We start from the raw sequence: 13,286 nt of genomic DNA on the forward strand, positions 1-13,286 counted from the left end.
CCTTACGGGTCCGCCAGCAACCCCGCACTGCGCAATGCAGCCAGCACCGCGTCGCGATTGCCTTCTTCCACTGGCCATCCACTGACGCTGGCTGCCAGCTCGCCGTCGCGGAACACGTGGAACTGCGGGACGGTATCGAGATCGAGCATCGGCCAGCGTTCCGGTGACGCAGCGATCACGAGTGGAGCGCCGGGGTGGGCGTTATTCCAGTGTTGCAGTGCCCTGTGATCGTCCAGCAGGGTGTGGGAGGCCAGCCACAGCGCCTTGCGTTGAAACACCGGGCCAAGCTCGGGATCCTGGGTGATCGCCAGGGCGGCAGCCTGGCTGTAGCGGCAGCCCGGGCCGGCTACGACCACGATCTGCACTGATTCCAGGTCCGCTGCTTCGTGCAGCAATGCATCCCCGGCCGGCGACAGTCGCAGGATGCTGGGCACGTCGTCGGCGACCGGAACCGGCTCATGCAGCGGCGGCAGTGGCTCCAGGCCGGCCGCGGTGTGGCGCCGGGCGAACTGGCGGGCTTCTTCGAGCTGGCCGGCATGAATCAGCACCTGATACATCGATCCCAGTTCTCCCGTCGTGGTGATGCCGTGACGCTCCAGCTCAGCCAACGCCCGCGCGGCCGCGGTGACGTGAGCGGCACGGTAGCCGTACCAAGAAGCTATCAGCGCGGCCCGGTACATCAGCCTCACCTCATGCGCGGAGACTCCGGGGAAATCGTCCGGGAAGTTGCCGGCCGGAAAAAGTTCGTCGTACAGCGCCGCAACGGCCGCGCCGGAATCGTCATCGGGCGCGCTCAACGAAGCGTGATAAAGCGTGTTGAAGCGACGTTCCGTATCGCTTTCGCCGCGACCGGAGGATGCCTGCCGCGTGTCGTCCCGCAGCCATTCCGCTTCCTCGTGGCTGATGCCCGCCGGTGCGGTTGAGGCTGGCATGCCAAACAACGCGAAAACCTGGCCGATTTCTTCCCTGGTCAGCTCGCTGGACAGGTCGTCGCTGAGCAGGCGGATGACGCCACGTTCGTTGAAATCAAGCGAATCAAGGAAGCGCCCCCGGGCGCCGGGCGTCATGTGCCGGAGTGGGGACGGGCAGCGCTGCAGCCAGGCATCCAGCGCCGCGCGCGAGCTGATCGGCCCACCTTTCGGAGGAAGGCGGCAGCCATCGCCTGGCGTGGCTGCGCTGTGCGGCGCCGCAAGGAAAAGACACAGCAGCAGGGCCAAGGGAAGGACATTGGGACGGAAATCCATTTCGTTCTCCGGCGCGGGGCGGATTCGCACCTGTCGGATGAAGGGTACCCCGGTAGCCCAAAGGCATTTCTTCTGTTTGACAATGTAATAACGCGCTATTACATTGGCGCGGTGAAGCAACGTCCTGCCCAGCGCCAGAAGAAGGAAGCCGACGTCCCGTTCCGGGCGTTGGCTGAAGTGCTGTCCGTGCTGGACAAGCCTGAAGAGGTCGCCGCCTTCCTGCGCGACCTCTGTACGCCCGCCGAGCTTGAGGCCATGGCCGACCGCTGGCGGGTGGTGCCTTTGCTGCTTGAGCGCGTCCCGTACCGGGAGATCCACGAGCGCACCGGTGTCAGCGTGACCACCATCGGCCGCGTTGCCCGCACCATCGAATACGGCGAAGACGGCTATGCCGCGGCCGTTCGCAAGCAGTACCCCCATCTCGCTCCCTCCCACTGAGCCTGCCCGCCATGAGTCCTCCTGTCACCGGCGCGGCGCGTGACCGCCTGCGCATCGCCATCCAGAAATCCGGCCGACTCGGCGAGCCCTCGCGTGCCCTGCTGAAATCCTGCGGCCTGGACTGGCGCGAGAGTCGCGATCGCCTGTTCTGCTACGGCGAATCGCTGCCGATCGACCTGCTGCTGGTCCGCGATGACGATATTCCAGGGCTTCTCGCCGACGGCGTGTGCGACCTCGGCATCGTCGGGCGCAATGTGCTGGCCGAACAGACCGCGGAGCGGGCTCTCGCAGGCACCCCGCAGGTGGCGCAGGAGATCCGCGCCCTCGGTTTCGGCGGCTGCCGTCTGGATCTGGCCGTGCCCGATGGCTGGGACTGGCAGGGACCGGAACAGCTGCGCGGCAAGCGCATTGCCACCAGCTATCCCAAACTGGTTCGCCAGTGGTTGGACGGGCAGGGCATCGAGGCCGATGTAGTGTTCCTGTCCGGTTCGGTGGAGATCGCGCCCCGGCTGGGGCAGGCGGACCTGATCTGCGACCTGGTCTCCAGCGGCGCGACGCTGGCTGCGAACCAGCTCAAGCCTGTGCTGACCCTGTTGCGGAGCGAATCGGTGCTGGCCGCACCGGTGCAGCCGTTCAATGACGTGCGCGCCGACCTGATGCAGCTGCTGCTGCGGCGCATGGACGGCGTGCTGCGGCTCAAGGACAGCCGCCTGCTGATGTTCCAGGCGGAGCGCTCGCGGCTGGCTGATGTGCTCAAGCTGCTGCCCGATGCGGACCGGCCGACCATGATGCAGCTGGACGGCGAGGACACACTGGCGCTGCAGACCCTGTGTCGCGGTGAGATGACGTGGCAACGGCTGGAGGAGCTGCGTCGGGCGGGCGCACGCAGCCTGATGGTGTTGCCGGTTGAACGGAGCCTGGCATGAGCGCGCTGTCCATCCAGCGATTGCGATGGTCCGGTCTGGACGCAGCCGCGCGCCGGGACGCATTGGCGCGACCGGTGCAGGCCGTGGCCGCGGAAGTGCGGGAAACCGTTTCGACCCTGGTCGAAGAAGTACGCGCTGGCGGTGATGCAGCGCTGCGTGCGATCACTCAACGGTTGGACGGCGTGGCGCTGGACAGCCTGGAGGTGGGCGAAGACGAATTTGCCGCCGCCGAAGCCGCGTTGCCGCAGGCGTTGCGCGATGCAATGGCGGAGGCGGCTGGCCGGATCGAAGCCTTCCATCGTGCGGGCATGACCCAACCCTATGCGGTGGAAACCGCTCCGGGCGTGGTGTGCGAACGGGTGGTGCGCCCGATCCGAAGGGTGGGACTGTACGTGCCGGCCGGCAGCGCGCCGCTGCCCTCAACTGCACTGATGCTGGGCGTCCCGGCGCGTCTGGCGGGCTGTACTGAAACGGTGCTGTGCACGCCTCCGCGCGCCGATGGCAGCGCCGATCCGGCCGTGCTGGTGGGCGCACGGATGACCGGCGTGACGCGCGTATTCAAATTCGGCGGCGCGCAGGCGATTGCGGCGATGGGGCTCGGCACCGACAGCGTGCCCGCCTGCGACAAGCTGTTTGGGCCCGGCAACGCGTGGGTGACCGAGGCCAAGCAGCAGCTGGCCCAATCCGGCAACGTTGCCATCGACATGCCGGCTGGTCCGTCGGAGGTGTTGGTGATCGCCGATGCCGGAGCCAATGCCGCATGGGTCGCCGCCGACCTGCTGTCGCAGGCCGAGCACGGGCCGGATTCGCAGGTGCTACTGCTGTCGGACAGTACGGCGCTGATCGACGCGGTGGAACGCGAGCTCAGTGCACAACTGCAGGCGCTTCCGCGCGCCGGGATTGCGGCGCAGGCGCTTTCGCGATCGCGCCTGATCATCGTCGATGGGCTCGAAGAAGCGTTCCGCATCAGCAATGCCTACGCGCCCGAACACCTGATTCTGGCGCTGCGCGAGCCGCGCGCCTGGCTGGATCAGGTGCAGTCGGCCGGGTCTATCTTTCTGGGCGACCACACGCCCGAAGCGCTGGGCGATTACTGCAGCGGCACCAACCACGTGCTGCCCACCAATGGCGCCGCGCGGGCGTGGAGCGGGGTGTCGGTGGCCAGCTTCCAGACCTTCATCAGCGTCCAGGCGGCAACCCCGGAAGGGGTGGCGGCGATCGGTCCGTGCGCCGTTACCCTGGCCGAGGCCGAGGGGCTCGAAGCCCATGCCAATGCGGTGCGGCTGCGGCTCGGAGAGGCGGCATGAGCGTGCTGGAACTGGTACGCGAAGATCTCCGCGGCTTCACCGGATACGGTTCGGCGCGCAGCCAGCGCCTGCAGGGCGATGTCTGGCTCAACGCCAACGAATCCGCATGGCCGGGCGCGGAGGATCCTGCCGGCACCTGCCGGCGCTATCCCGAGCCGCAGCCGCCGGAACTGACCGCGGCACTGGCGCGCGTCTACGGCTGTGCGCCGGAACAAGTGCTGGTTGGCCGGGGCAGCGATGAAGCCATTGATCTGCTGGTGCGCGCCCTGTGCCGGCCGGGACGCGACGCGGTGGCGGTGACGCCGCCGGTGTTCGGTATGTATGCAGTCAGCGCCCGGCTGCAGGGCGCACCGCTGTTGGAAGTGCCGCTGGTGGACGGTGAGGACGGCTTCGCACCGGATCTTGATGCGCTGGCTGACGCTTCCATCGCCGGGGGCACCAAGCTGGTATTCCTGTGTTCGCCGGGCAACCCCACCGGCAATCTGGTGCCGGTGGACGCCATCGCCGCGCTTGCGCGACGTTTGGAAGGCCGGGCGCTGCTGGTGATCGACGAAGCGTACGGCGAGTTTTCATCCCAGCCATCGGCGATCACCCTGATGGCGCAGCATCCCAACCTCGCAGTACTTCGCACCCTGTCCAAGGCCCATGCCTTGGCGGGGGCGCGGATTGGCGCGGTCATCGCCGCGCCGGAGTTGATTGCCGTGCTGCGTCGCTGCCAGGCGCCGTATCCGGTGCCGGCACCCTGCGTGGACATTGCACTGGCCGCGCTGTCGCCCGAAGCGCTGGAATACACACACGGACATGTCGAACTGGTTTGCAGCGAGCGCGAGCGCCTGCGCCCGGCACTGGAGGCACTGCCGGGCGTGCGTCGGGTCTATCGCTCGGAAGGCAACTTCCTGCTGGTCCGCCTGGCCAACGCCAAACGTGCGTTCCAGGCCCTGCTGGAGGCAGGGGTGGTGGTGCGCGACCAGCGCGGCGCATGCCAGCTGGACGATGCGCTGCGGATCACCGTAGGCACACCCGCGCAGAACGACCGCGTCGTGGAAATCCTTTCATCGTGTTGCACCGAGCCCAGCCCATGAGCACCCCGATTCTTTTCATCGACCGCGACGGCACCCTGATCGAGGAGCCCGAGGATTTCCAGATCGACGCGTATCACAAGCTCCGCTTTGTGCCGGGAGTGATTCCGGCGCTGCTCAAGCTGCGCGATGCCGGGTACGAGTTCGTGATGGTCAGCAACCAGGACGGGCTGGGCAGCGAGAGCTATCCGCAGGCCGACTTCGATGGCCCGCATGCGCTGATGATGCAGGTGTTCGAAAGCCAGGGCATCACCTTCCGCGAGGTGCTGATCGATACCAGCTGGCCGGAGGAGAACCTGCCTACGCGCAAACCCGGGATCGGACTGGCGCTGCATTACCTGCGCGAACGCAGTTTCGATCCGCAGCGCTCAGCCATGGTGGGCGATCGCGATACCGACAATGCCTTCGCCGCCAACATGGGCATCCGTGCCTTCCAGCTGCGCACGGAGCAGTTCGGGGGCGAATGGGACTGGGCCGGCATTGCCCATGAGCTCGCCGATGCGCCGCGCCGCGCCGAAGTACGCCGGGATACGCGCGAGACCCAGGTGCACATCCGGGTGGATCTGGACCGGGTAGCCGAGCCGAAAATCAGCACCGGCCTGCCGTTCTATGACCACATGCTGGAGCAGATCGGCAAGCACGGCGGATTCGCGCTGGAAGTACAGACCACCGGCGACCTGCACATCGACGAGCACCACTCCGTCGAGGACACGGCGCTGGCGCTGGGCCAGGCGCTGCGCGAGGCGCTGGGCGACAAGCGCGGCATCGGCCGCTACGGATTCACCCTGCCGATGGACGAGGCGCTGGCCAGCGTGGCGCTGGATTTCAGCGGCCGGCCGTGGCTGGTGTTCGAGGGCGAATTCCGGCGCGAGAAGGTGGGTGACCTGCCCACCGAGCTGGTGCCGCACTTCTTCCGGTCGCTGAGCGACGCCGCCGGGCTCAACCTGCATCTGTCGGTACGCGGCGACAACGACCACCACAAGGTCGAGGCGGCTTTCAAGGCCCTGGCGCGGGCACTGCGGCAGGCGATCCGGCGCGAGGGCAAGGAGCTTCCCAGCACCAAGGGCGCGCTGTAGTGCGCGTGGTGATGGTGGATGCCGGCGGGGCGAACCTGGGCTCGGTGCGGCAGGCGCTGCAGCGACTTGGCGTTGACCCAATGCTTAGCGCGGATGCGGCCGCGATCTCCACGGCCGACCGGGTGATCCTGCCGGGCGTGAGCACAGCGGCGGCGGTGATGCAGCGGCTGCGCGAGCTGGACCTGGTGGAGGTGCTGCGCGGATTGCAGGCGCCGCTGCTGGGCGTCTGCGCAGGAATGCAGGTGTTGTTTGAACATTCCGAAGAAGGCGATGCGCCATGCCTCGGTCTGCTGCCCGGACGGGTGCGCCGCATGCGGGCTGCTCCGGGGGTGCGGGTACCGCACATGGGCTGGAACAGGCTGCGCGTGCTGCGCGAATCCCCGCTGACCTGCGGGATCGAAGACGGTGCCTTCGCCTACTTCGTGCACAGCTACGCCGCACCGGCTGGTCCCGACTGCCTGCTGGCGTGCGATCACGGTGAGCGCTTCGCCGCGGTGGTGCAGCGCGGCCACGTGGCTGGCGCCCAGTTCCATCCGGAACGCTCCTCACGCGTCGGCGCGCGCGTGTTGCAGAATTTCATCGAGGCAACACCATGAGTACCGACTTCATCCTCTATCCGGCAATCGACGTCCGCGACGGCCGCGTGGTCCGGCTGGCCCAGGGCGACTACGCACGCGAGACCCGCTACGGCGACGATCCACTGGGCGTGGCCCGGGGCTATGCGGACGAAGGCGCCCAGTGGCTGCACCTGGTGGATCTGGATGCCGCACGCGAAGGTGGTTACACGCTGCTGTCATTGCTGCAGACGCTGGCAGCGGAAGGCCGCTTGAAAGTTCAGACCGGCGGCGGCGTACGCAGCCGCGACGACGTTGCCAAGCTGCTGGAGGCCGGTGCCGCCCGGGTGGTGATCGGCTCGCTGGCCGTGCGCGAGCCCGACCTGGTGCTGGGCTGGATCGAGGAGTTCGGCGCCCAGCGCATTACCGTGGCCCTGGACGCGCGCCTCGATGGCGAAGGCATCTGGCGCCTGCCCGTGCACGGATGGACCGAGACCGGTGCGCAGACCCTGGATGAACTCGCCGGCCGCTACCGCCAGGCCGGGCTGCGTCACCTGCTCAGTACCGACATCGACCGCGACGGCATGCTCACCGGTCCCAGCCTGCGGCTCTACGCCCACCTGCGCAGCATCGCACCCGGGCTGGAAGTACAGGCTTCCGGCGGCGTATCCGCGCTGGAAGACGTGGTTGCAGCGCGGGATGCGGGCTGCGCCGGCATCGTGCTGGGACGGGCGCTGCTGGAAGGGCGCTTCCGTCTGTCGCAGGCATTGGAGGCGGCGGGATGCTGAGCCGGCGGATCATTCCCTGCCTGGACGTGCGCGAGGGCAGGGTGGTGAAGGGCGTGCGCTTTCGCGACCACGTCGACATGGGCGACATTGCGGAACTGGCACTGCGCTACCGCGACCAGGGCGCAGACGAGCTGGTGTTCTACGACATTGGCGCCAGCCCGGAAGGGCGCTCGGTGGATTACCGCTGGGTCGAGCGCGTTTCCGCGCTGCTGGACATCCCATTCTGCGTGGCGGGTGGCATCCGCAGCGTGGCGAGCGCCCGGGCGGTGCTCAATGCGGGTGCCGACAAGATCTCCATCAACACGCCCGCCCTGGAACGACCAGCGTTGATCACCGAGCTGGCCGAAGCCTTCGGCGTGCAATGCGTGGTGGTGGGGATCGATTCGATCCGCGAGCCTGATGGCCAGTGGCGCGTTCGCAGCCATACTGGCGATCCGGACAGCACCCGGGCGCCGGGGCTACTCACCCTGGACTGGGTGGTTGAAGCCCAGCGCCTGGGCGCGGGCGAGATCGTACTCAACTGCATGGACAGTGACGGCGTTCGCCGGGGCTACGATATCGGCCAGCTCGCGGCCGTGCGCGAGGTCTGCACCGTGCCGCTGATTGCTTCCGGCGGGGCGGGTGCGGTAGAGCACTTTGTCGCGGCGTTCGAGCAGGCCGATGTTGACGGCGCGCTGGCTGCCAGCGTATTCCACAGCGGCACAATCAGTATTCCCGAACTCAAGGCCGCCCTGCGCACGCGGGGGATCGAGGTACGCAGTGAATGATTATCCGACCCCGGAGGCACCCGACGCCGACTCCCTGGACTGGGACAAGGGCGACGGCCTGCTGCCGGTCATCGTCCAGGATGCGGAAAGCCTGCGCGTGCTGATGCTCGGCTATATGGACCGCACCGCGCTGGCCGCCACGCTGGAGCTGCGGCTTGTGACCTTTTTCAGCCGCAGCAAGCGACGGCTGTGGACCAAGGGCGAGGCCTCAGGGCACGTGCTCGAGCTGGTGTCCGTGCAGGCCGATTGCGACGGCGATGCGCTGCTGGTGCTGGCTCGTCCGCACGGTCCAACCTGCCACCTGCAGCGGCCCAGCTGCTTTCCCGAAGCTCCCGGCGGTGGCGTGCTGGCAACGTTGGACGCGCTGATCGCCGACCGCGCGGCCGAGCGGCCCGAAGGCAGCTACACCACGCGCCTGTTCGAAGGCGGTCTGCGGCGGATGGCCCAGAAGGTCGGCGAAGAAGGCGTGGAAACCGCGCTGGCGGCGGTGGTCGAGGACGACACCGCGCTTGTCGGCGAAGCCGCCGATCTGGTCTACCACCTGCTGGTGCTGCTGCGCGCGCGCGGACTGGGACTGGCCGACCTGGAGCGCAGGCTGGAGGGGCGTTCACAGGGCGGAAGCTGAGCCTCCGCAACGCTCAGACCGCGCGGCTCAGGCCATCGACGCCGAGCTGTACACGCGGTCGCGGCCCTGCGCCTTGGCCACGTACATGGCCCTGTCGGCGATCTCCAGGGCCTGGGCAATGTCTTCCGGGTTTTCCGCGCCCAGGGTGTGCACCCCAATACTTGCCGTCACCTGGATGGGTTCTTCGCCGGCAAGACAGCTGTCGGCGACAAGTGACTGGCGGATGGCTTCGGCCACCGCCATCGCTTCGGCTTGATCGTGGTGCGGCAGCGCCACCACGAACTCCTCACCGCCAAAGCGTGCCAGCAGCGCCCCGTCGCCGGCCGCGCTGCGGATCCGCTGCGCCGCCCAACGCAGGCATTCGTCACCCACCAGGTGACCGTTGCGATCGTTGATGGCCTTGAAGTGGTCCAGGTCCACCATCAACAGGGAGACCGGGCGGCCACTGTCCCGGGAATCGCGCACCGCGCGGTCGAAGGCCTCATGGAACCAGGTGCGGTTGTTCAGGCCGGTCAGGCCGTCACGGCGGCTGGACTCGCGCAATTTTCCGTGCACTTCCTCCAGCTGCAGCAGCGCGTTGCGGACTTCCCGGGTGCGCTGGGCCACCTTGCGTTCCAGCATCACGTTGGCTTCGCCGGCAATGCGCTCGTTCTCGTTGCGCAGGCCGGCATAGCGATAGCCGAGTGCGATCGAAAGCAGCAGCATTTCCAGGGCCGAACCGATCTGCACCCCGTATTCGGTGAAGAAGTTCTTCGGCAGCACACCGAAGGCCAGCAGCGTGAACACCGCAGTGCCGAGCAGGAACATGCCCCAGGCCAGCAACAGCAGGCGTGCGGGCTGGTAGCCGAGCCGGACCACGTGGATGGTCGCCGTCACGATCCAGGCGATTCCGACCAGCACTGCCAACGCGGCCACGGGCGTGGCGATCCGGGCCGGAAGCCAGAACGAGATGACGCCGAACACCAGGAAGAAGCCGATCACCGTCAGGCTGACCGCATTGCCCAGCGGCCAGCGCTGGGGCAGCTCGAGGAACGTGCGGGTGAACTGGTTCATGCCGATCAGCGCCAGGCAGATCGACAGCGGCACCGACTTGTCCGCCAGCCAGGGCCAGTTGGGCCACAGGTATTCAAAGCCCAGCCCGTTGAGGGTGAACAGCACCAGGCCAAAGGCGGTGATGTGGAACAGGTACCAGAAGTAGCTGGCGTCGCGCAGCGAGATCCACAGCACCATGTTGTAGAAAAACAGCGCCAGCAGGATCCCGTAATACAGGCCGATGGCCAGCTGGGCGTCGCGGGAGATTTCGGTGAACGCCGCGGGCGTGTACAGCTCCAGCGGCACCTGCATGGAGCTCTCGCTTTCCACCCGCACCAGCAGCTCCAGCGGCTCGTCGACGGGTAGCTCGAGCTGGAAGTTGGGGTGCCGGTAGCGCACGCTGCGCACATCGAAGGGCAGGTGGTCTCCGCCGGACTGGTGCACGATCCGGCCGTCGGCATAGCGCAGGTAGATGTCCAGGCGATCGCTGAGCGGATACTCCTGTACCAGCAGCCAGCGCTGTTCCATCGGGTTGCGGTTCACCAGGCCGACGTGGAACCAGAAGGCGCCACGCTGGAAGCCGAACGCCGCGTTGCCGCCCGGCACGGGCTCAAACCGGCCGGCCTCCAGATGGGCAAAGGCGTCTTCCATGCGATCGGCCGATGGCGCGTCGTGCCAATAGGTCAGATGCGGGGTGAGCCTGAGCTGATCCGCATCGGCAGGCAGCTCAACGGGCGCGGCGCTCGCTGGCATGCCCGGCCACAGACACGCCAGCAGCAATGCCGCCCAGACGACTATCCCGATCCTGGATGCAACGGACCTGCCAACCATGGCGCTCCCCGGAGACTCCTGCCCCAGCGGGGAGACTAGACCAGCGCGGCGCGCTTTGCATTGGGTCCCGTCATAATCGGGCTCCCGTCCGTTTCAGGAATTCCACATGCGCGCTGCCTGGTTGTGCCTGCTGCTGGTACTCGCTTTGCCCACCTATGCCGGTGAGGCCGGCTGTCTGCAGGGCTCCGTGCGGGTGTCCGGCGGCAGTGGCCTGGCAGGAGTTGCTGTGTCAGACGGACAACAGGTGGTCATCAGCGGGCCGGAAGGGCAGTGGAGCCTGGCCTCCGCACCGGCCGGACCGGTGTTCGTGATCAAGCCTGCGGGATATGCGCTGCCGACGGGTGAGGATGGGCTGCCGGATTTCTGGCGCAGCGGGGCAGAGCCGCAGGGCTGTGACTTCGAACTGTTGCGCACGGCCCCGGCCGACAGCGACGACGGCAGCCTTGAAGTCCTGGTGTTCAGCGATCCGCAGACCGCCAACCTGCGCGAAGTCGGCTACTACCGGGACTCGATCGTGGCGCCGCTGCACGGAACGCATACCGCCCGCCTGGGTGTGACACTGGGCGACGTGACCAACGATGTGCCGGCGCTCTATCCGGCGCTGAACGAAGCCACCGCCAGCCTGGGTGTGCCTTGGCTGCACGTAGCCGGCAACCACGATCTGGATTTCGAGGTTGGGAATGACCGCGACTCGTTGCGCTCGTTCCGCACGGTGTACGGGCCGGACACGTTTGCATGGGAAGAGGAGCAGGCCGTCTTCGTCGGTCTGGACAACGTGATCTACCAACCAGGTGAGCGCCCTGCCTACATCGGCGGGCTGCGCGAGGACCAGTTTGAATTCCTTGAATCCTGGCTGCCTTTGCTCACCACTGATCGGCTGCTGGTGCTGCTGGTACACGTGCCTTTGTTTGATACCGCCCCGGGCCGGGAAACCTTCCGCCACGCCGACCGCGAGCGTCTGTTCGCTCTGCTGCAGCACTTCCCGAAGCTGCTGGTGCTCAGCGGGCACCGGCATACGTTGCAGCATGTCTTCCACGGTGCCGAGGCAGGCTGGCACGGCGACGCGCCGCTGCACGAGTTCAACGTGGGCGCCGCCAGTGGTGCGTTCTGGTCCGGCGTGGCAGGCAGCGATGGCGTGCCGGATTCGACCATGGCCGATGGCACTCCCAGCGGCTATGCGCGGCTGATCGTGGATGCACAGGGCGAATACCGTCTCTCCTGGCATCGCGGAGGACATCACGGCAACGATGATCCGGGTTTCACTGATGCGATGGCCCTGCACGCGCCGCGGGCCCTGCGTCGTGGCGCCTATCCGGCGTGGGGCGTGTACGCCAACGTGTACATGGGATTGGAGGACACCCGGGTGGAGTTCCGGGTGGGCGAGGGCGAGTGGCAGCCGATGCGCCAGGTGTCCGCGCCGGACCCGCGGCTGGTGGTGGAAAACGTCCGCGATGATCTGGCCACGGCGCTGCGCGGCTTCGACCGCTCGCCCGAGGCGCAGCCATCCACGCATCTGTGGCGAGGGGCGTTGCCTACGGATCTGGACGCAGGGGAACACCGGGTTGAAGTCCGCGCCTTCGACCGCTGGCAGGGCGAGCAGCGGGCGCAGACGCACTACACCTTGATCGAGGCCACACCGTAGGTCGGCCCTACGCGGCCGATGCGGGGGATGCATGCTTCGCGGTGAACGCGGGGGTGCGTGATTCTCGGGCCGTCGGGGGCGTAGCCCCGACCTACGGGTCGTCGGCGGCTTCGTAGGGGTAGGCCACGGCGGGGCCGGCTTCGAACGATTCGCGCCAGGCGTCCAGCACCGGTTCGATCCGCGTGCCCACGTGGATCTGCGGCAGCGAAGGTGTGTAGTCGCCTTCCGTCTCGCGTGCGGCGACCCGCTTGCGCGCGTCCCGGAACGCGGCAATGAAATCATCGTGGTGGTTGAGCGCATCCACCAGCCAGGCCTGGCCGAAGTAGGTCACCTGGGATGTCGCGCCGCAGCCAAACGAGGTGCGGTCCTTGCGCGCTGCAGTGATGGTAACGCCGGTCGGGCTGCGCAGCGCCGGCAGGAAGCCGCCCGAAAAGCAGGCCGAAACCACCACCACCCGGTTGCGGATGCCGGAGCTCGCCAGGGTTTCGGCCAGCTGGTCCGCGGTGATCTCTTCTTCCAGCAGCGGCGGCAGGTCCACTATCAGCTCATGCTCTTCGCTGCCGTGGGTGGTGATGAACAGCAGCAGCAGATCCTCCTCGGGATCCATCGCAGTACCCACGCCGGCCAGGGCCTGGTCGAGGTTCTCCAGCGTGGCCAGCGGCCTGGGCGCATCCTCGTCCAGGCTGTCAGGATGGTTGACCAGCCCGATGACCCGGCCGTCGGCCTGGAAGCGTGCGTTTATCAGCTGCTCCAGGTAGAGCACCTCGTTGCGGAACACGTCTTCGTTGCCGTCGCCGGCGAATCCGACCACGTACAGGTCCGGCTTGCCGGGCTGCTGGGCCGGCATGGCTTCCAGCATTGCCGCGATCAGCCGACTGTCGCGCTCGGGCAGCGTTTCTTCCGCCGGCGTGCCGGCCAGGGCGGGGGCGGCGACAAGCAGCCCTGTAAGCAACAGAGCCAGCGTCGTGTGCCATCCC

13 protein-coding genes are annotated in these 13,286 nt (G+C 67.5%); 10 read left to right on the forward strand and 3 right to left on the reverse strand.

Going from position 1 to position 13,286, the window contains the following annotated elements:
- Window positions 1-2: 2 nt before the first annotated feature.
- Window positions 3-1,244 carry a hypothetical protein gene (locus WCE59_RS00860; RefSeq protein WP_343256813.1) on the reverse strand — a complete coding sequence of 414 codons (1,242 nt, stop codon included), beginning with the start codon at window positions 1,242-1,244 and terminating at the stop codon, window positions 3-5.
- A gap of 111 nt (window positions 1,245-1,355) precedes the next feature.
- Between WCE59_RS00860 and WCE59_RS00865 the strand changes: the two genes are divergently transcribed.
- From WCE59_RS00865 to hisIE, 9 genes are read left to right on the forward strand one after another with little or no spacing between them, the layout of a single operon-like run.
- Window positions 1,356-1,682, forward strand: coding sequence for a YerC/YecD family TrpR-related protein (locus WCE59_RS00865; RefSeq protein WP_343256814.1), 327 nt, complete (start codon window positions 1,356-1,358; stop codon window positions 1,680-1,682).
- A gap of 11 nt (window positions 1,683-1,693) precedes the next feature.
- The gene (hisG, locus tag WCE59_RS00870) at window positions 1,694-2,608 is read left to right on the forward strand and encodes an ATP phosphoribosyltransferase (protein WP_343256815.1); all 915 of its coding nucleotides are present in this window, start codon (window positions 1,694-1,696) and stop codon (window positions 2,606-2,608) included.
- An 11-nt stretch (window positions 2,609-2,619) separates the two neighbouring features.
- Entirely contained in the window at window positions 2,620-3,915 is a 1,296-nt protein-coding gene (gene hisD, locus WCE59_RS00875; RefSeq protein WP_343257091.1) for a histidinol dehydrogenase, read from the forward strand.
- The gene (gene hisC / locus WCE59_RS00880; protein WP_343256816.1) at window positions 3,912-4,997 is read left to right on the forward strand and encodes a histidinol-phosphate transaminase; all 1,086 of its coding nucleotides are present in this window, start codon (window positions 3,912-3,914) and stop codon (window positions 4,995-4,997) included. The genes hisD and hisC overlap by 4 nt, the downstream gene beginning before the upstream one ends.
- Window positions 4,994-6,070 (forward strand): bifunctional histidinol-phosphatase/imidazoleglycerol-phosphate dehydratase HisB, encoded by a 1,077-nt coding sequence (gene hisB / locus WCE59_RS00885; protein ID WP_343256817.1) that lies wholly within the window; start codon window positions 4,994-4,996, stop codon window positions 6,068-6,070. Before hisC ends, hisB begins: the two co-directional genes overlap by 4 nt.
- An 11-nt stretch (window positions 6,071-6,081) precedes the next feature.
- The gene (gene hisH / locus WCE59_RS00890; protein WP_343257092.1) at window positions 6,082-6,666 is read left to right on the forward strand and encodes an imidazole glycerol phosphate synthase subunit HisH; all 585 of its coding nucleotides are present in this window, start codon (window positions 6,082-6,084) and stop codon (window positions 6,664-6,666) included.
- Window positions 6,663-7,412 (forward strand): 1-(5-phosphoribosyl)-5-[(5-phosphoribosylamino)methylideneamino]imidazole-4-carboxamide isomerase, encoded by a 750-nt coding sequence (gene hisA, locus WCE59_RS00895; protein WP_343256818.1) that lies wholly within the window; start codon window positions 6,663-6,665, stop codon window positions 7,410-7,412. The genes hisH and hisA overlap by 4 nt, the downstream gene beginning before the upstream one ends.
- Window positions 7,406-8,179 carry an imidazole glycerol phosphate synthase subunit HisF gene (gene hisF / locus WCE59_RS00900; RefSeq protein WP_343256819.1) on the forward strand — a complete coding sequence of 258 codons (774 nt, stop codon included), beginning with the start codon at window positions 7,406-7,408 and terminating at the stop codon, window positions 8,177-8,179. The genes hisA and hisF overlap by 7 nt, the downstream gene beginning before the upstream one ends.
- Entirely contained in the window at window positions 8,172-8,804 is a 633-nt protein-coding gene (hisIE, locus tag WCE59_RS00905) for a bifunctional phosphoribosyl-AMP cyclohydrolase/phosphoribosyl-ATP diphosphatase HisIE (protein WP_343256820.1), read from the forward strand. Before hisF ends, hisIE begins: the two co-directional genes overlap by 8 nt.
- A 27-nt stretch (window positions 8,805-8,831) precedes the next feature.
- On the opposite strand, the gene WCE59_RS00910 is transcribed toward hisIE, so the two are convergent.
- Window positions 8,832-10,667, reverse strand: a complete 1,836-nt coding sequence (locus WCE59_RS00910; RefSeq protein WP_343256821.1) for a 7TM diverse intracellular signaling domain-containing protein — start codon at window positions 10,665-10,667, stop codon at window positions 8,832-8,834.
- A 106-nt stretch (window positions 10,668-10,773) separates the two neighbouring features.
- Here WCE59_RS00910 and WCE59_RS00915 point away from each other — a divergent pair, with 106 nt between their 5' ends.
- Entirely contained in the window at window positions 10,774-12,309 is a 1,536-nt protein-coding gene (locus WCE59_RS00915) for a calcineurin-like phosphoesterase C-terminal domain-containing protein (protein WP_343256822.1), read from the forward strand.
- A 91-nt stretch (window positions 12,310-12,400) separates the two neighbouring features.
- Here WCE59_RS00915 and WCE59_RS00920 read toward each other — a convergent pair whose 3' ends face one another.
- The gene (locus WCE59_RS00920; protein WP_343256823.1) at window positions 12,401-13,261 is read right to left on the reverse strand and encodes a C13 family peptidase; all 861 of its coding nucleotides are present in this window, start codon (window positions 13,259-13,261) and stop codon (window positions 12,401-12,403) included.
- Window positions 13,262-13,286 lie beyond the last annotated feature (25 nt).

It is taken from the genome of Luteimonas qiangzhengi, assembly GCF_039548515.1.
Classification (GTDB): Bacteria; Pseudomonadota; Gammaproteobacteria; order Xanthomonadales; family Xanthomonadaceae; genus Luteimonas.